Consider the following 15,813-nt stretch of genomic DNA (forward strand, 5'->3'; position numbering starts at 1 on the left):
GCCCGATAACACGGGCGAAGTGTGGGTGAACTTACTGGGTTCGTACCGCTGTTACGAAAGGACCGGTTTGTTTGAGCTCCCAGCCCTTGTCAAAAACCTCGGCGTTGAAAAAGACCGCGCGGAAGCGAATATTGGGCTGGTTGGGATAAATATCCTCGGCCAAGTGCAGCTTGTAACCGTCGTCTTTATTGTCTAGATCGCCGCGGAAAATCATGACGTCTGGCCCGCGCCATGGGGTGGAATCCAGCGACTTCTTGAATTCTTCGGGGCTTTGCTCCCAGGAATCATTCGCCCAGGTTTCAATCTGGTCATTGCGGGTCGTAAACTCGCCCAGCGGATTGGCATAGTGGCTGGTAAAGGCGTTAAAGCCCCAGTACGGGTAGTAGGCCATGAACGTCTTTTCATCCGTGAGGACCACGGTTTCATTGGCGGTATAGCCCTGGTCCTGGATGAAGTTGTGGATATCGAGGTAGTGGTGGGAGGAATCGCTGGTAAAGCGGTCCCCACGCTCACCGTAACCATCGGTATCGCGGTAGGCGTAGTCGATGGCATCCTCATTTTCCTCCGGGATCTGCTGGGCATAGAACACACCCGCCAGCGTCAAAATGACGCCGAAGACGGCGGTCAGGCGCTTATTGCCCGCGCTGGAGAAGCTAGCGGGGTACAGGCGGTGGATGCCAACGGTGCGCACCTCCCCTAGGGCGAGGATGCCGGCGGTGGCAAAGAGCAGCACCACGATGACCTCGAGGCGGAAGCTCAGCAGCGTGGTGCCGGCCAGGGTCACCACCATGGATAAGATGATCCACCCGTAGATGCCGATGAGGGCAAGGCCGAGCGCGCGCATCTCCGCGTTCTGCAGGCGCATGACGATGTAGACCAGGCCGACCAAGCAGAGGAATCCGACGATGCTCAAGGACAAGAAGGGCACCGGAAGCTGTGTGCCTTCTTCCGGCAGGTAGTGCTGCGCGGTGGTTTGCAGCGGGGCAGAGGAGTGCAGCACGCTCCAGAGATAGGGGGCCCATGCAATCAGCGCGATGGCGATAGAGATAACCGCGATGATGATAAGCCGGATAATGGGGCGCCACGTGCGCTCATAGAATGCGGTAAATACCGCAATGAGGCTCACGACGGTAAGCGCGGCCGCGCCAGTAAATAGCGTGTAGAACGTGGCGGAAATACCCAGGTACAGCGCCACCGCAAGGATGGACAAGCGTGATCCCTGGAAAGCCCTAGTGCTCAAGACCGCAATGGCAGGAATACCCATGGCGATAACGGCAGAGTACGGCTCTTCCGCCGCGATGGTGAGCGTGACGGCGGTGGTGGTCAGCGCGATGGCGGTTCCCACGGGCAGGGACTTAGTGAGGTGCTGCCAGATGGGAACGAGGATGCAGCCTGCTACCGCAATGGAAATCAGCGACCAGGGCTGGTAGACCTCCCAGCCTGGGACGCCGAGCAACGAGCCGAGGCGCCCTCCCAGCCAGAACCAGCCCAGCGGGTAGAAGGTGGGCATGTCCAGGTAGTTCATGTCCGCATAGCCCATTTGATCCACCGAGCGGGTAAGAAACTGGGTGCGGAATGCTTGGTCCACCTGCACGCCATCGAGCCACAAGCGCGAAGCAGAAAGCGGCAGGCCGATAGACGCGAGGGTGAGAAGGGCCGGCGATAGGTAGGTCACCGCGTACGTCACCCACGTGCGCCACCGCGGCCTGGAGAAAGTCTCCTTGTAGTGGTCATAAATCCACCACGCGCTAAATCCACCGGCTAGAACCAAGGTGATGACGACGCCGACGGTAGATAGCGCGCGGGTGACCATGGAGGTATTAAAGGACGGCAGGGATACCGCCTTGAAGGCATACCAACCAAGGAGGGTAACGGCGCCGCCGCCGAGGGCGGCGAAAAGGATACCCAGCAGGGTAGAGCGGTGGGGGAGTGCATCTGCGTGATACGCGGTGGTGCGATTCTTCTCGCTCGCTGGAGCTTTTTGGGAAGGCGTAGCTGGGCTTGTCATGCCCTTTAGTTTCGCATACCTTAATCCCACTTCTGGGATAAGGCGCGGTGTGAGCTGGCTTATTAACTAGCAAAGCGCGCAGGGCCGCGGGCCTTTTAGGGGCCCTGCGTACCCTGCGCGCTGCGAGGCACGCCGGAACCGCGGTTAGAACGGCAGCTTGCGGAAGATGGGCTGCGGAATGAACTTGAACGCCAGTGAGACGTACTTGAACAGCGGGTGGACGTAGATGGATTGCTTGCCATCCAGTACTGCCTGCACGGTGGCCTTGGCCACGTCAGAGACGTTGACGGTCAGCGGGGCATCGCCGGCCTCGGCCGACATCTTGGTGCGAACCTGGCCCGGCCGAACGACGAGCACGTTGGCACCGGTACCGCGCAGCGCTTCATCCAAGTTGATGTAAAAACCATCCACGCCGGCCTTGGAGGCGCCGTAGACAAAGTTGGAGCGGCGCACGCGCATGCCGGCCACCGAGGACATCGCCACGATGGTGCCGTGGCCCTGGTGCTTGAACTTTTCGGCCAACAGCACGCCGACGGAGACGGGCGCGGTGTAGTTGGTCTGGGCAGAAGCCACGGCCTTGTCGTGACTTTTCCACAGCTCTTCCTGATCCCCCAGGGTGCCAAAGGCCACGATGGCGATATCGACATCGCCGCGCTCCCAGGCCTTATCGATGACCGCCGGGTGCGAGTCAAAGTCGGTGGCATCAAAGTCCACGATCTCGACATCCGCGCCGCGGGCTTTCAGGTCAGCCTGCGCCTTTTCGATGCGCGGGGACTGGGCGCGGGCAGCCAGGGTGACCTTGGCGGGGCCGCGCTCAAGGAATTCGGCAACGACGCCGAGGCCGATTTCAGAGGTACCGCCCAAAAGCAGGATGTGCTGGGCTTGGCCTACTGCATTAAGCATGGTTTAAAAAATCTCCTTCATGAGGGGTGGTGATGAGTCCAGTGATTAGTGCAGCTCGAGGCGGCGGGACATATCGGAGGCAAAGACCCCGGTGGGGTCGATGTCATTGCGGGTCTTGAGCCAGCCTTCTAGGCCCGGGTACATCTGGTGGAAGTTCTCGGCAGAGGTGCGCGATTCCTTTGCCAAGTACAGGCGGCCGCCAAACTCCATGACGCGGCGATCCAGGTCATCGAGAAGCTCGCCCAAGCCCGGGCGGATGGGGAAGTCCACGCAGACGTTCCAGCCAGGCATCGGGTACGACAGCGGCGCGCGGTTTCCTTCGCCGAAGAGCTTGAATACGTTCAGTGCGGAGTAGTGGCCGGAGCGCTGGATATCGCGAATGATCTCCTTGAACGGCTCCACGGCCTCCGTGGGAACGACGAACTGGTACTGCAAAAAGCCCTTGGAACCGTAGCCGCGGTTCCACTCACCAATGAGATCGAGCGGCTGGTAGAACTGCGTCAAGTTCTTGACCTGGTTCTTCGCCGGCGCGCCCATGGTGTAGTAGGCCAAGCCCACAGCGGACAGGCTGAGCTTATTCAGCGTCCAAGACGGGAAGATATCCGGCACGGTCATCAGCTGCGGCGCGTTGAACTTCAGCGGATCCTTCGCCAGCTTGGGGGCCAATTCCTCGAGCTGCGCCAAGGTGGCCAGCGAGCCGCGGGAAATGGTGGAGCGGCCTAGCTTCGGCTCTGGGGAGATGACATCGAACCAGGCGGAGGAATAGGTGTAGTTGTGCTCCGAACCATCCGAGTGGAAGGCAATGGTTTCTTCCAGGTTATCGGTGCGATCCGTATCCGCGATGAAGTAGGCGGTCTCCGTCTTGGTCATGCGGATGGTAGCGCGCAGGATGATGCCGGTAAGGCCCATGCCGCCGATGGTGGCCCAGAAGAGCTCACCACTGGGGTCATCCTCGCTGCCCTCTGGGGTGAGGTGGAGTACGCGGCCATCAGCAACCAGCAGCTCGATGGAAACTACGTGGTTGCCAAAGGAACCGGCGGAGTGGTGGTTCTTGCCGTGGATATCGGGGCCGATGGCGCCGCCGATGGTGACCTGGCGGGTGCCCGGCAGGACCGGAACCCACAGGCCATAGGGCAGCGCGGCCTTCATGAGCTGGTCGAGGGTGACGCCACCATCGACATCGACAAGCGCGGTCTCCGGGTCAATGGAGTGGATCTTGTTCAGCTTTTGCATGTCGATGACCAGGCCGCCGCCATTTTGGGCGGGGTCACCATAGGAGCGTCCCATGCCGCGGGCGATGACGCCGCGGCGCAGGTGGGCGGGCTTGTCCGAGTTATCTTCCGCAACCTGTGCCACTGCGTTCTTGATGACGTCCACGTCTTCCGTGGACAGCACATGGGCGGTCGTGGGGGCGGTGCGGCCCCAGCCGTGCAGGGACTTTTCGGTGGTATGTAGTTCCATCTCTTACTCTTTGCTCGACGGATTGTATCGATGTACCAGCCTACCTAGCTCATAGTGCGGTGGCTGGAGTGACGTTCGTGATATTTAAAACATCGTGGGGCATACAGGCGGCCCCGAATGGTGTGTTTCAGAGATCCATGATCTCGCGGATTTCTTCCGGCAGGCCTGCTTGGGACTCAATGGTGGGCCCTTGGTAGGTGCCTAAAATCTCGTACACGCGGCGCCGCGAAGTGGAATCCAAAATCGGCATTTCCTCTGCCATCAGGCGCGTCATAAAGGGGCTGAGCGGCAGATTGGTGTGCTCTGTTGCTTCAAAATGCCCGTTGCGCTTATCGTCCTCGGCCCGCTCATCCTGAGCGGCTTGTTGGGCGGGTGTCATATGCTCTGTCTTTTCCGAGTACATGCGCAATAGCTTACCGCCGCTTAGAGTGGTCGCTATGACAAACAACCACGAAGTAGCAGAAAAATCCCGCGATAATTACGCCCTCGATGACACCTTGGCAGGCCGAATCACCCAAGCGGCCGCACAGGGCATCGTCACCTCCTACCCAGATTGGATCAAATCCAAAAAAGGCCTTATCACCGCTTACGTTTTGTCCACGATTGGTTTTGGCGCATTGGTGGCCTATACCAACGCCCAGGCCGAAGAGGACGGCGATGAACCGCGCTCCCCGCAGGAATTTGCGGATAAGGGCCTGAAACTTTGGGCCATTTTGGCGGCGGTGCTCATCTTGGTGGGCCTTGCTTTGTGGGCCGATGTAGCCGTGTCCCGCAAGGTGGTGTCTTTCCTGCGCAAGCGCGGCGTTAAGCGCCCGTGGACGCTGTTGGGAGCTATCGGCGCGGCGGCGACGTTTATCATCAGCGAGCTAGAAGCGCGCGATATAGAAAAACTGGCTTCTTAAAATTTGCGTATGGTGGGGCCCATGAATGCAGGGGTCACCGATATTGGACAGGCACGGGCTCGCCGTGCTGACCTGCTGCTGTCGCTCAAGCGAGAACCGCTCACCGTCATCTGCCAAGCCTCCAATATCCGCGCGGATGAGGAGGTCCACCGCCAAATCGGCTTTAGCGATGCACTTACCCTGCACGAGCTGCAGAAAGTACTGCATATCTGCTTTGGGCTGCCGGATGAAAAGTCCCCGTGGCATTTTTATGAACACACCGATGCCCGCGGTCCGCGCCTTGATCCAGAGCGTCAAGCTTCCGAATTCCTCTGGCGCGAGGGAGACCAGATCGATTTTGTGTGGGGGCTCTGGGACTTTGAGCTGGTGGTCGCGGAAATCTATCCCCGCGATAATGGCACCCCCAGCGCGCTGTGCGTGGGCGGCTCGGGCAGCCTCTTTGCACCCTTTGAACTTACCGCGGTGAACCGGGCATTAACCGGTGAAAAGATCACCGATGAAGTCCTGGCACAGGTTAAACCCCAGGTAAGGGCGCTCATCGAGCGCACCAAGCTTTATGACTTTGTTCCCCTCTTACAGGCCATGGACTTAAACCGTGGAAGCGACCTACCGGCGGCCACCGCCGAGGCACTGGCTAGCCTGCCGCGTGAGGTTACCAACGAGGGCAAGGATGCCTTTTGGTCCATGGCCTTGGCGCTATCCTGCATGGGCGGTGACGAGCTGACCGATTCCGTGGTGGAAACCACCATGGATGCCTTGGGCTGGGTCAACGATGATGGCAACACCTTGAAAGGCGCGGAGATTCGCGCGCTGTGCGATGCCTCCTTGCACCAGCTATCCCAGATTGGTGCCTACGGCAAGGACGCCGCCGCGCCGGTGTACCGCCTAGACATGTACCGCGCGCTGCTGCGCGGGTAAGCTAACTGCCTGTGACTAATCCACTTGAAGATGCTGCAGAAGTAAAGCGCCCCTCCAGCTCTTTGAAGCAGCAGCTGGTGCGATTTATTGCGGTAGGCGTCTTTGCCGCCGTCATTGACTATGGGTTGACGCTGTTATTGACCCATCTAGGTCTGCACCGCTCTGGGGCGAAGGCGATTGGTTGGGTCTTTGGCACCATCGCTGCCTACCTGGCCAATGCGCGCTGGACCTTTGGAACGAAGGTGTCCGGCCGCACGGCCGCGACGGTGGGCGTGTTATACGTATCCACCTTTGCCGTGCAGAATTTCTTGTACTGGGTGCTCAATGAGCCGCTGATTTCCTTAGGCTTTGAGGGCGCGGTGAAAGACACCATCGCCTTTGTCATTGCCCAGGGCGTGGCGACGGTGACCAACTTTGCCATCCAGCGGGTCTTTATCTTTAAAGAAAAGTAGGTCTGCTGCGCCTTAGGAGCGAGTGCCGGGGCGGCGGAAATCCTCGCGGCGCCCGCGGTTGTGCAGCTTGAGCCACTCCAGGAAGCCTGCCGGATCGTGGCGTTGGACCAAGAAGAACCAGCCAAAGCGGGCAAATTCCTGGGGCAAAAGCTTGCGCATGCCGCGCTGCCACAGCAGGTAGCCGCGGTTGCGGTAGGTGAAATAGCGCTTGAACTCGCCTTCTGGGTACTGGGTATGCATCTTGCCGCCCAGGATGGGCTTGAATTCATCCGAGCCATCTGGGTGCAGGTAGCTGGTGGTCAAGGCGGTGCCGAAGGACAGCCCGGAGTTGACCAAGCGGCGGTGGTATTCCACCTCATCGCCGCGGATGAAGAGGCGATAATCCGGCACGCCGATGGTTTGCATCGCCGCGGCGGAAATCAGGGCGCCGTTAAACAGAGAGGCGATGCCGGGCAGGAAGTCTCCCTCGAGTTCCTCCATGCGGCGGCGCCACACCAACCCTTGGCGCAACGGGAAGGCCAGGCGGCCGGGATCGTCGATATTGCACACGGCAGGTGAGACTTCGTGCAGGTTATTATTTCCTGCCACGCGGTAGAGCTCTTCTAATACGCCGTAATCGGCGGGGCGGCCATCATCATCGGCGCACCACACGGCGTCGGCACCGAGCGATAGCGCGGTAAGAAAACCGAGGGCGAAACCGCCCGCACCGCCCAGGTTGGTCTTGGACGGCACATAGACCGCTCGATCACCTGCCAGGGATTCCACCGCGTCACGGACCGCATCTTCGGCGCCATTATCCACCACGATGACCCACTCGACGGGGTGGGTTTGGTTGACTACCTTTTCGAGCGAGGCGCGCAGCAAGTCCGCGCGCTGGTGAGTGACAATGACGGCAGCGGTGGTACCGGTGGAATCAAGGGTGGCAGTCATGCGTTCCATCTTGCCACCGGGGAATGGATCTGCCGCGGATAAACACTCCGCGTGGGCTAAGCTGACTTTCTATGGAAAGCATGTGGCCACCGTTCGGGCTAAGGATATACGCGAGCGATACTACCCACCCCGGCATCGAACTCCGCGTGATGCGCGATGAGGATATTGCGGCAATCGCCGGTGTGGCGGCAGAGGATATCTACGGCGCAGACATTCCGGATTATGCCTTTCCGTGGCTCTTTAAGCCCGGGATGAATACGCCTGCAGCGGCGGCCCAGTTCCGGTGGACCAACCGCGCGCAGCTGCGCCCAGAGAAATGGTCCTTGGATTTCATCGTGCGCGAGGTGCATTCGGGGGAAATCCTGGGCACCATCGATGCGCGGGCGCAGGACTTTGCTATGGCGCGAGAAATCGCGACCGGTTCCTGGGTCTTTCACCGGTTCCAGGGCCAGGGTGTGGGCACGCTCATCCGGCACGCGGTGGTGGCCTTTGGGCTCGATTACCTGGGTGCGCAGGCGATGACCACGAGCTGGGTGGCACAGAATGAGGCCTCGGCGCGGGTGAGCCAGAAGCTGGGTTACCAGGGGGTTTCTGAAGGAGAAGAAAAGGCGGGGCCAGAGAATAGTTCGCAGCGGCACGTGACTGCGCGCGTGGAGGCCGACACCTATAAACGCCCGGATGACCTGCACGTGGAGGTCTCCGGGCTGAGCCAGCAGCTGCTAGGGATGCTGCGCTAGCTTCTACCCGGCTGCCTCTTCGCCCTCAAAGCGCTGGCGCAGATCGCGCACGTATTCGCCTACTTCTGGGCCCTCGTACTGGCCCACGACCTCGGAGACCTCGCCCACGGAGCGGATTTCGCCGTGATCGATCCACAGCGCGGTATTGCACAGCTGCGCCAAAAAGTCATTGGAGTGGGAGGCAAAGACCAAAATACCGGAGCGCTTAACCAGCTCTTGCAGGCGCACGCGGGCCTTGGCCATGAAGGCGGCGTCGACGGCGCCGATGCCCTCATCCAGCAGCAGGATTTCCGGCTCGATGGAGGTCACCACGCCGAGTGCCAGGCGCACGCGCATACCGGTGGAGTAGGTGCGCAGGGGCATCGATAAGTAATCGCCCAGCTCGGAGAACTCCGCGATCTCATCCATCTTTTTCTTCATCTGCTTGATGGATTGGCCCAAAAACAGCCCGCGGATGATGATGTTGTCGTAGCCGGATACCTCTGGGTCCATGCCCACGCCCAAGTCAAAGACGGGGGCGACGCGCCCGCGGACATCGGCAGTACCGCGCGTGGGCTCGTAGATGCCGGAGAGCAGGCGCAGCAGCGTGGACTTGCCGGCGCCATTGTGGCCAACGAGCCCGACGCGATCGCCTTCGCGCAGGTGCAGGTTAATATCCCGCAGCGCCTCAACCACCACGGTGTTGTGGGCATTTTTCCCAATGGCACCGCCCGCGGTAGAAAGCATGGCCTTTTTTAGGGAGCGGGATTTGGCATCAAAGATGGGAAAGTCCACGCACGCGTTATACGTATCGATTGAGACCATCAGTTTTTATCCTTTCAACGAGCCTCATGGTGGGGTGGGAGACAAGGACGGGAAGCTATACCCAGTAGCTCACGCGGAAGCGCCACTTGCGCATGACTAGCCCGGCGATGAACAAGCCGATTGCGGTGCAGCCGATGACGATCCACCAGTGGTAGGCAGCAACGGGTTCCCCAATCATTGGGGCGCGCACGATTTCCAGGTAGTGATACAGCGGGTTGATTTCCGCGATGCGGGCGCGGTCTGCCACCGCACCGCCTTGGTCCTTGAGCGTATTGGTCATCCAGACAATCGGGGTGACGTAGAACAATAGCTGCGTCAGGGCCTCTAGCAGCGGGGCAACATCGCGAAAGCGCGTGGCGATGATGCCAAAGAACATGGTGACCCACACACCGTTGATGAGCAGGAGGAGCAGCCCGGGGATGAAGAGGAAGAATTCCCAGCCCAGGTTGCGCGGGAAGATCATAATGAGCAAGAGCCAGATGATGAGGTTATGGCCCAAAAACAGCGTTTGGCGCCACACCAGGCGGTACACGTGCACCGAAAGCGGGGCGGGAAGCTGCTTAATCAGTCCCTCATTTTCAATAAAGACCGTGGCGCCTTCCTTGATGCAGCCCGAGATGAAGGTCCACATAATAAGGCCCACGGTGACGTGGGGAAGGAATTCCGCGACGGGAATCTGGAAAAGCATGGAATACAGCAGGCCCAAGGCAAGCGCCATCACACCGGTGGCGATGGTGATCCAGAACGGGCCAAGGACAGAGCGGCGGTAGCGCTGCTTGATATCTTGCAGGCCCAGCTTGAACCACAGCTCACGCTGCTGTGCACCCCGCGTAAGGTCCGCGAAAGCAGCCTTGAGGGTCATGGACTGGGACGCTGGGACGGCCTCGCCTTCTGGCTGGGAGGTCATGCGGGCGATATCAGCGCGCAGTTGATTGTTATCTTGCACGCCCAACACCCTAGCGCGCGTGCTGGGCAAACGGGGAACTACACGCCGCTAGCCTGCGAAAACAGCGATGCCCAGGGAAAATTCAGATTTGGGAAACTGAAGCCAAATGCGTATACAGTAGGGAATCGACCGCCACGTGGTGGCAGTTGTTCAGCGCGATGAAGAAGGGGACCTAATGCCAGCAGCTTCGGCACACTATGACGTCTTTAGTGCGCGAGGTTTGTACACCGGGCTATCTGATGGCTGGACGTACCTCAACGCGCACGCGGTGCCCCAAATTTCGGAGCGCGTGACCTCCGGCGTTGCCCGGTCCTTCCGGATGGCGACGGCGGTAGCGACGCAAGAGGGCCCAGGCGGCGCCCACTCGGCCGCGCCAGAGCCGGGTCGGTTGGCAGGCGATGGCAACTACGCGGCAGCGCGCATGGCCATTGCGGATCTCACCGGTTCCAAGGCGGACCGCGTGGTCCTTGGCCCATCCTTGCCCGTGCTGTATCAATCCTTAGCGCGCGCGGCACGCCCGCTATTGGGCAGCAACTCCTCGGTGGTGCTGTCCAAGCTGGACCCGCCCACGCTGTATTCCGCTTTTTCTGAGGTGCGCGCCGATATCCGCTGGGCGCAGCCGGATCTGGGCACCGGCGAATTGCCGGGGTTCCAGTTCGCGGAGCTTGTCGATGGCTCCACCAGGCTCGTCTCCTTTTCCGCCGCGCATGAGCTTCTGGGCACGGTATCCCCGGCCGAGGAGATCATTGACACGGTGCGGGGGCGCTCGCGTGCCTGGACGCTTCTCGATGTCTCCGCAATCGCGCCCTACCGCCCCATCCGCTTCGATGAGCTGGGCGCGGATATTGTGGGTATCGATATCGGGCTGCTGGGCGGGCCGCAGATGGCCGCCTTGGTCTTCCGCGATACGCGCATGCTCCGCCGCCTGGATGCCCTAAATCCCATTTATTCCAAGGAAGACGGCCGCAAGCTAGAAACCCCCGTCTCCTCCGGCTTGGCCGGCGGCGTGGGGCCACTGGTAGACCACCTCGCGGCCCTGGCCGGTGGGGATAAGGGATCGCGCCGGGTGCGGCTTAATAAGTCCATGACCGCCTTGAATGCATACCTCGAGGACTTGCGCGCGGATCTGTACTCATTTTTGAGCACGCTTCCCGCCGTGCACATCCTGGGTATTACCGGCGAGGCAGCAGCGGGTGCGTCCGATAATCGCTTGCCGCGCCTTACCTTTGCAGTCCAGGGCGTGCCCGCAGAGACGGTGTACAAGCGCCTCTTTGATAATGGGCTCGTCACCACCCTGGCCCCGCAAACGCCGCTGCTTACGGAAATGGGCGTGGAAGAGATCGGCGGTGCCGTCACCGTGGCATTAGGCCCGTTTAATACCCACTACGATATCGAGCACCTCGTTCGCGTCGTTGCCTCGCTCGCCTAGGTTCGCTTGAGTAAGGCGCGCCGGGAAGCTACACCGTAAGGACCAGAGTGCCGGTGACCTCGCCGCTGTCGAGGGCGGTGTGGGCTTGGGCGGCATCGGCAAGCGGGTACGTGCCATGCAGCGCGTGCTTCACGCGGCCATCTTCCAGCATGGGCCACACATTTTTGATGGTCCCGGCGACGATCTCTGCCTTATCGTCCAAGTCACGCGCGCGCAGCGTCGTGCCCTGAATGGTTAGGCGCTTCGGCAGCATGGGGGCTAAGTTGATATCCGCCTTGGTGCCGCCCTGCATGCCAATGATGATGAGCTTGCCGTCCTTGGCCAGGCACTTCATGTTCTTTTCCAGGTACTTCGCGCCGATGATATCCAGGATGACATCGCAGCTGCCCTTGAGCTCGTCGACGAACTCCTGCTCCTTGTAGTTGATGAGAATATCCGCGCCAAGCTCGCGGCAGCGCTCCAGTTTTTCCTGCGATCCGGCAGTAACAGCCACCTCAGCGCCCAGCGCCTTTGCTACCTGGATGGCAAAGGTGCCGATGCCGCCGCCACCGCCGTGGATGAGCACGCGCTGGCCCTCGTGCAGGCCCGCCTCGATGCCCAAGTTGGACCACACGGTGCAGCCGACCTCAACCACGGCCGCGGTTTCTTCCAAGCTAAATCCCTTGGGCAGCGGAAGGAGTTGACCCTGCGGGACCGCGACGTATTCCGCATAGCCGCCGCCTGCGAGTAGGCATCCGACCTCGGTGCCGACCTTCCAGTTCGTATCGCCGACATCCTCAATCACGCCGGCGGCCTCCAAGCCGATGATGTCCGATGCCCCTGGTGGCGGCGGGTACGCGCCCATCGTCTGCAGAATATCGCCGCGGTTGACGCCCGCGGCCTTCACCTTCACCAGTACCTCGCCGGAACGCAGCTCAGGAACGTCTACGTCCTGCAGCTCTAGCGACCGTGGGGTATCAGGATCGGTTTGGACGATTGCCTTCATCTGTGTAGCACTCATACCGCCAATCTAATGGAGAAGGTGTGGTGTGCGCCACGTCAATTTCCTCGTGGGGCAATGTGATTCGCGCGGAACCGTTTAGTAAGCTAACCAAGTTGCCTTTTCGGCACGATGGAGACGTGGCAGAGCGGCCGAATGCACCGGTCTTGAAAACCGGCGAGGTTTATTCCTCCGCGGGTTCAAATCCCGCCGTCTCCGCAGGTGTCATGAGTCGCGACATGCTTGACAGGTCAGTCGCGACATCGTTGACAAACCGGCACCTCAGTTGTTTTTGTTCTGGGGTGCCGGTTTTTCTGTTATTTAGGGTTTAGGGGTAGGTCTCCTTTTTCCAGTAGGGCTTTTGGTAGTCGCGGGCTGTGTCGATGTAGTGCTCGGTGATGATTTCTCCGGTCGCAGCTAGTGATGTGGTTGTCGGCGATGGCCATGAGGATTTTTGTTTCTTGAATGCGCGCCCGATGCCTAGGTGGAAGAGCTTGCCGTCGTAGCGGACGGTGACTTTGCCTTCTGTCCCAGACGATGTCTTTTCTGGTGCGCCATTCTTGTGTGAGATTGTTGAGGCTGGCTTTTGCCTAGGCCCACCCCACGAAATTAATACCCCCATACATGACCTTCGCTGCCTCTTACCAGATTACAGAGACAACTACAAGGCGTAACACCGGGACCCCCACCTTGCCCAAATGGGGCGGAAGCTCTCAGTTTCTTACACTGTCGAGACTGTATGTGCAGCATGAATGTTTAGATTAGGGTCTAATATACCCCCATATAGGTTGGTTCGAGTGTCGTTCCAGGATTTGAAAATCAAGGCTGTGCATGTGTTACCTGGCGTTTTGGTGAATTATTTAGGTTTTAAGAAAGTTCCTAAATATTTAACTATGGACTACCCGTATGCATAAGGCTACCCTAACCTTATCTGTCAATTATCTGGTGTTTAGCTGTTTTTAAATGCGGTGGCGGGAAAGGGCTACGGATGAAATTCGCTAAGAAGTTGACTGCAACTATTGCGGTATGTGCCAGTGTTACTTTTGCTGGTGCTGGTGTTTCAAGCGCCAAGGTTTTTCACGGCCATTGGATTGGTGGCCGTATTGAAGAGGCGTATCACCGGCTTGGTGGGTGGCAGACTTTTGGCGACGCTACAACTGATGAGCGTGTAGCTAAAAATAATGGTCGGTTCCAGGTGTTTGCTAAGGATGCCTCCATTTATTGGCATGCTGGTGTTGATAATGGAATTGCTCACCAAGTGGGTGGGCGTATTCGCAATAAGTGGGGGGATCTTGGCTGGGAAGGCGCGGCCTTGGGATATCCCATTACGGATGAGTTGAAGACCCCTGATGGTAAGGGGCGGTTCAATCATTTTCAGGGCGGGTCTATCTACTGGTCGCCAGAGACTGATGCTCATCAAGTGTGGGGAGGCATTCGCGATAAATGGGCTCAGCAAGGCTGGGAGACCGGTGAGCTAGGGTACCCAACCACCGATGAGTTGCTTACCCCGGAAAAGACTGGGCGCTACAACCATTTTCAAGGCGGATCTATTTACTGGTCACAAGCTAGCGGAGGCCACAGTATTTCTGGCCCCATTCGGGATTTCTGGGGAAGTCAGGGATGGGAACGTAGCTCTTTGAAGTTTCCCACATCGGAAAAATACGCTGCAGGCGGAGGCATAAAGCAGGATTTCCAGGGCGGATCTATTCAGTATTTTAAGCCTACTGGCAAGGCCCTAGAGGCTTATGACAATCAAAATATTTCAAGCTACCGTCAGATTTATCCACTGTTTAACACCACCGACTTCAAGCGGTGGCATGCAGCCGGGGTCTATCGAGAGGTTATCCAAAACATGGATAAATACTTTCCCCTCTCAGGGTGTCCTGACGAAATTACCGAGGGCTCTGTATGCACTTTTACCGGTGTGGGCGGAGCTAAAAGCAAAGTAACCGTAGAACGTATCTCTGATGAGGGATTCTCACTGGTTACTGCTAGCGATCATCCTGAAGGCGGCGGCAGAACACTAAACATCCGATTCGATGAAGTAACTTCCCCCAATGCCGGTGATGACAATGTTGTCTTTGACAACGACAGCGTAGAAACTTCCTACACCGGCTCTGACAAAACATGGGTTCGTCTCGTAGTTGAATCCTTTGGTCCGACACAGACCTCAAAGGTTCAAGGTCCTTTTAGCTCCGATCACATTGGTTCACAGGTATGGAGCAAGTTTGCCGGAACTGTGCGTTCAACAATTGACTCTTCCTCGACGACGTATATCCCGTTGGCACAGTAGCCATAGTGTTTATCCATGTATCTAGATTCAAGGAGCCTATTGTGAACTCTTTTGTTCAACGCTTATCTATTGGAGTGCTTACCTGCATAGTTTCTGCTGGTCTTGCTACCTCTCCTGCACTAGCGGGAATACCTGTGACCATCACAGCAGGTGACGGTGGCCTCGTTCAAAAAGACTGTGCTACTGGCGCGGAGTATGTGCGTATTGATTCTTCCGAGCTGGAAAACTCTAAAGCGTGCTTTTTCCTTACAAAGCCCACAGGCTGGGTGGCCGTGAACATTACGGGATCGTATGGAGTTGTCAATCGCTTAAAAGTGCCGGTTTCAGTGGCCTTTAAATTGCCCGATGGTGAAGTGTACTGGCAGAGAGTAGTGGAACCAGGAAAAATCCAAAGCATCGACGTCGGACATAATCGTTCTACTGTTGTTGAAATGCAGGTTACCCCGGTGGCGACCTCAAATGGTGCTGGCACTGGCGACCTTAGCGTGGATACAGTCAACCCACACGTGATCAGTATGCGTGCTGCTGGACGGTATGCAGGTGGAAAAATACTGCGGTTGTCGTGGTCTGGAGTAGAACTATCAAGCATAGATAGAAACTCAGGCTTTAATGATCGCCTCGATGCGTCTTTTAAAGTAGTCCCAGCCCGCGATGGCTCTCAGTGCCTGTCCTTGGAAGCAGCTGCATACTCGGGCGTCTACTTGACCATGCAATCTAACGGATCAGTATCTGTTCAAAGCAACCCGAACGCCAAAGGCGCAACGTGGTGTCCTGCGAGTGTGGCCGAAATCCCCACAGGAACTCGCCTTGCCTCGGCATTAAATCAAAATCGTGTTCTCACAGCAAGTGGGACGCAAAAGATTGCGACCACCACTTCTCGCACGAGTGAATCGGTGTGGTTTATTGACCAGGGCCTTGCCCTACCCGGGAAGTAAACGCAAAACATGTAATAAAAGGGCCGCCACTGTGTATGCCTGCCTTTCTTCAGGCTGCTGTCGCTGTAGCGCATAGCGCCCAGTTAACCCCATACCTTTAGATAAGAAAGTCCGCA

The 15,813-nt window shown here is 58.5% G+C and carries 16 protein-coding genes and 1 tRNA gene; 8 read left to right on the forward strand and 9 right to left on the reverse strand.

Translation table 11 applies throughout. The features are described from left to right. Positions 1–31: 31 nt before the first annotated feature. From ACP8KU_RS00590 to ACP8KU_RS00605, 4 genes are all read right to left on the reverse strand, one after another. Positions 32–2,008: a galactan 5-O-arabinofuranosyltransferase gene (locus ACP8KU_RS00590; RefSeq protein WP_484483815.1), complete on the reverse strand. Its 1,977-nt coding sequence runs from the start codon at positions 2,006–2,008 to the stop codon at positions 32–34. Between the two features lie 144 nt (positions 2,009–2,152). Next, positions 2,153–2,911 carry a decaprenylphospho-beta-D-erythro-pentofuranosid-2-ulose 2-reductase gene (gene dprE2 / locus ACP8KU_RS00595; protein WP_484483816.1) on the reverse strand — a complete coding sequence of 253 codons (759 nt, stop codon included), beginning with the start codon at positions 2,909–2,911 and terminating at the stop codon, positions 2,153–2,155. A 45-nt stretch (positions 2,912–2,956) separates the two neighbouring features. After that, positions 2,957–4,372 carry a decaprenylphosphoryl-beta-D-ribose oxidase gene (dprE1, locus tag ACP8KU_RS00600; protein WP_284624802.1) on the reverse strand — a complete coding sequence of 472 codons (1,416 nt, stop codon included), beginning with the start codon at positions 4,370–4,372 and terminating at the stop codon, positions 2,957–2,959. Positions 4,373–4,499: 127 nt separating this feature from the next. Then, positions 4,500–4,775: a hypothetical protein gene (locus ACP8KU_RS00605; RefSeq protein WP_023028109.1), complete on the reverse strand. Its 276-nt coding sequence runs from the start codon at positions 4,773–4,775 to the stop codon at positions 4,500–4,502. Between the two features lie 34 nt (positions 4,776–4,809). On the opposite strand from ACP8KU_RS00605, the gene ACP8KU_RS00610 reads away from it, so the two are divergent. From ACP8KU_RS00610 to ACP8KU_RS00620, 3 genes are read left to right on the forward strand one after another with little or no spacing between them, the layout of a single operon-like run. Further along, entirely contained in the window at positions 4,810–5,274 is a 465-nt protein-coding gene (locus ACP8KU_RS00610; RefSeq protein WP_023028110.1) for a hypothetical protein, read from the forward strand. A gap of 9 nt (positions 5,275–5,283) precedes the next feature. Further along, complete coding sequence (locus tag ACP8KU_RS00615; RefSeq protein WP_484483817.1) at positions 5,284–6,192, forward strand: plasmid pRiA4b ORF-3 family protein; 909 nt, start codon at positions 5,284–5,286, stop codon at positions 6,190–6,192. An 11-nt stretch (positions 6,193–6,203) separates the two neighbouring features. Next, positions 6,204–6,644 (forward strand): GtrA family protein, encoded by a 441-nt coding sequence (locus ACP8KU_RS00620; protein ID WP_005280656.1) that lies wholly within the window; start codon positions 6,204–6,206, stop codon positions 6,642–6,644. Positions 6,645–6,656: 12 nt separating this feature from the next. On the opposite strand, the gene glfT1 is transcribed toward ACP8KU_RS00620, so the two are convergent. Further along, complete coding sequence (gene glfT1, locus ACP8KU_RS00625) at positions 6,657–7,583, reverse strand: galactofuranosyltransferase GlfT1 (protein WP_198011985.1); 927 nt, start codon at positions 7,581–7,583, stop codon at positions 6,657–6,659. A gap of 62 nt (positions 7,584–7,645) precedes the next feature. Between glfT1 and ACP8KU_RS00630 the strand changes: the two genes are divergently transcribed. Then, positions 7,646–8,311, forward strand: a complete 666-nt coding sequence (locus ACP8KU_RS00630; protein WP_034666764.1) for a GNAT family N-acetyltransferase — start codon at positions 7,646–7,648, stop codon at positions 8,309–8,311. Between the two features lie 3 nt (positions 8,312–8,314). Here ACP8KU_RS00630 and wzt read toward each other — a convergent pair whose 3' ends face one another. Then, the gene (gene wzt, locus ACP8KU_RS00635) at positions 8,315–9,115 is read right to left on the reverse strand and encodes a galactan export ABC transporter ATP-binding subunit Wzt/RfbE (protein WP_005276318.1); all 801 of its coding nucleotides are present in this window, start codon (positions 9,113–9,115) and stop codon (positions 8,315–8,317) included. Positions 9,116–9,170: 55 nt separating this feature from the next. Then, entirely contained in the window at positions 9,171–10,022 is an 852-nt protein-coding gene (wzm, locus tag ACP8KU_RS00640; protein ID WP_042404151.1) for a galactan export ABC transporter permease subunit Wzm/RfbD, read from the reverse strand. 214 nt (positions 10,023–10,236) lie between these two features. Between wzm and ACP8KU_RS00645 the strand changes: the two genes are divergently transcribed. Beyond that, entirely contained in the window at positions 10,237–11,490 is a 1,254-nt protein-coding gene (locus tag ACP8KU_RS00645) for an aminotransferase class V-fold PLP-dependent enzyme (protein ID WP_023016519.1), read from the forward strand. Between the two features lie 28 nt (positions 11,491–11,518). On the opposite strand, the gene ACP8KU_RS00650 is transcribed toward ACP8KU_RS00645, so the two are convergent. Next, the gene (locus ACP8KU_RS00650; RefSeq protein ID WP_484484173.1) at positions 11,519–12,475 is read right to left on the reverse strand and encodes an NAD(P)H-quinone oxidoreductase; all 957 of its coding nucleotides are present in this window, start codon (positions 12,473–12,475) and stop codon (positions 11,519–11,521) included. 128 nt (positions 12,476–12,603) lie between these two features. On the opposite strand from ACP8KU_RS00650, the gene ACP8KU_RS00655 reads away from it, so the two are divergent. Beyond that, positions 12,604–12,688 (forward strand) — tRNA-Ser (locus ACP8KU_RS00655). Positions 12,689–12,797: 109 nt separating this feature from the next. On the opposite strand, the gene ACP8KU_RS00660 is transcribed toward ACP8KU_RS00655, so the two are convergent. Further along, positions 12,798–13,091 carry a hypothetical protein gene (locus ACP8KU_RS00660; protein ID WP_023016521.1) on the reverse strand — a complete coding sequence of 98 codons (294 nt, stop codon included), beginning with the start codon at positions 13,089–13,091 and terminating at the stop codon, positions 12,798–12,800. Positions 13,092–13,457: 366 nt separating this feature from the next. Between ACP8KU_RS00660 and ACP8KU_RS00665 the strand changes: the two genes are divergently transcribed. Both ACP8KU_RS00665 and ACP8KU_RS00670 read left to right on the forward strand, forming a co-directional pair. Then, positions 13,458–14,762: an LGFP repeat-containing protein gene (locus ACP8KU_RS00665; RefSeq protein WP_126318000.1), complete on the forward strand. Its 1,305-nt coding sequence runs from the start codon at positions 13,458–13,460 to the stop codon at positions 14,760–14,762. 41 nt (positions 14,763–14,803) lie between these two features. After that, positions 14,804–15,697, forward strand: coding sequence for an AbfB domain-containing protein (locus ACP8KU_RS00670; protein WP_126318002.1), 894 nt, complete (start codon positions 14,804–14,806; stop codon positions 15,695–15,697). The last annotated feature ends 116 nt before the right edge of the window (positions 15,698–15,813 follow it).

The organism is Corynebacterium sp. LaCa_282, from assembly GCF_057198125.1.

Coding starts and splice junctions, on each gene's coding strand:
- ACP8KU_RS00590 (WP_484483815.1), bottom strand. CDS start 2,008: ATGACAAGCCCAGCTACGCCTTCCCAAAAAGCTCCAGCGAGCGAGAAG.
- dprE2 (WP_484483816.1), bottom strand. CDS start 2,911: ATGCTTAATGCAGTAGGCCAAGCCCAGCACATCCTGCTTTTGGGCGGT.
- ACP8KU_RS00615 (WP_484483817.1), top strand. CDS start 5,284: ATGGTGGGGCCCATGAATGCAGGGGTCACCGATATTGGACAGGCACGG.
- wzt (WP_005276318.1), bottom strand. CDS start 9,115: ATGGTCTCAATCGATACGTATAACGCGTGCGTGGACTTTCCCATCTTT.
- ACP8KU_RS00610 (WP_023028110.1), top strand. CDS start 4,810: ATGACAAACAACCACGAAGTAGCAGAAAAATCCCGCGATAATTACGCC.
- ACP8KU_RS00605 (WP_023028109.1), bottom strand. CDS start 4,775: ATGTACTCGGAAAAGACAGAGCATATGACACCCGCCCAACAAGCCGCT.
- glfT1 (WP_198011985.1), bottom strand. CDS start 7,583: ATGGAACGCATGACTGCCACCCTTGATTCCACCGGTACCACCGCTGCC.
- ACP8KU_RS00660 (WP_023016521.1), bottom strand. CDS start 13,091: ATGGGGGTATTAATTTCGTGGGGTGGGCCTAGGCAAAAGCCAGCCTCA.
- ACP8KU_RS00665 (WP_126318000.1), top strand. CDS start 13,458: ATGAAATTCGCTAAGAAGTTGACTGCAACTATTGCGGTATGTGCCAGT.
- dprE1 (WP_284624802.1), bottom strand. CDS start 4,372: ATGGAACTACATACCACCGAAAAGTCCCTGCACGGCTGGGGCCGCACC.
- ACP8KU_RS00650 (WP_484484173.1), bottom strand. CDS start 12,475: ATGAAGGCAATCGTCCAAACCGATCCTGATACCCCACGGTCGCTAGAG.
- ACP8KU_RS00630 (WP_034666764.1), top strand. CDS start 7,646: ATGGAAAGCATGTGGCCACCGTTCGGGCTAAGGATATACGCGAGCGAT.
- wzm (WP_042404151.1), bottom strand. CDS start 10,022: ATGACCTCCCAGCCAGAAGGCGAGGCCGTCCCAGCGTCCCAGTCCATG.
- ACP8KU_RS00645 (WP_023016519.1), top strand. CDS start 10,237: ATGCCAGCAGCTTCGGCACACTATGACGTCTTTAGTGCGCGAGGTTTG.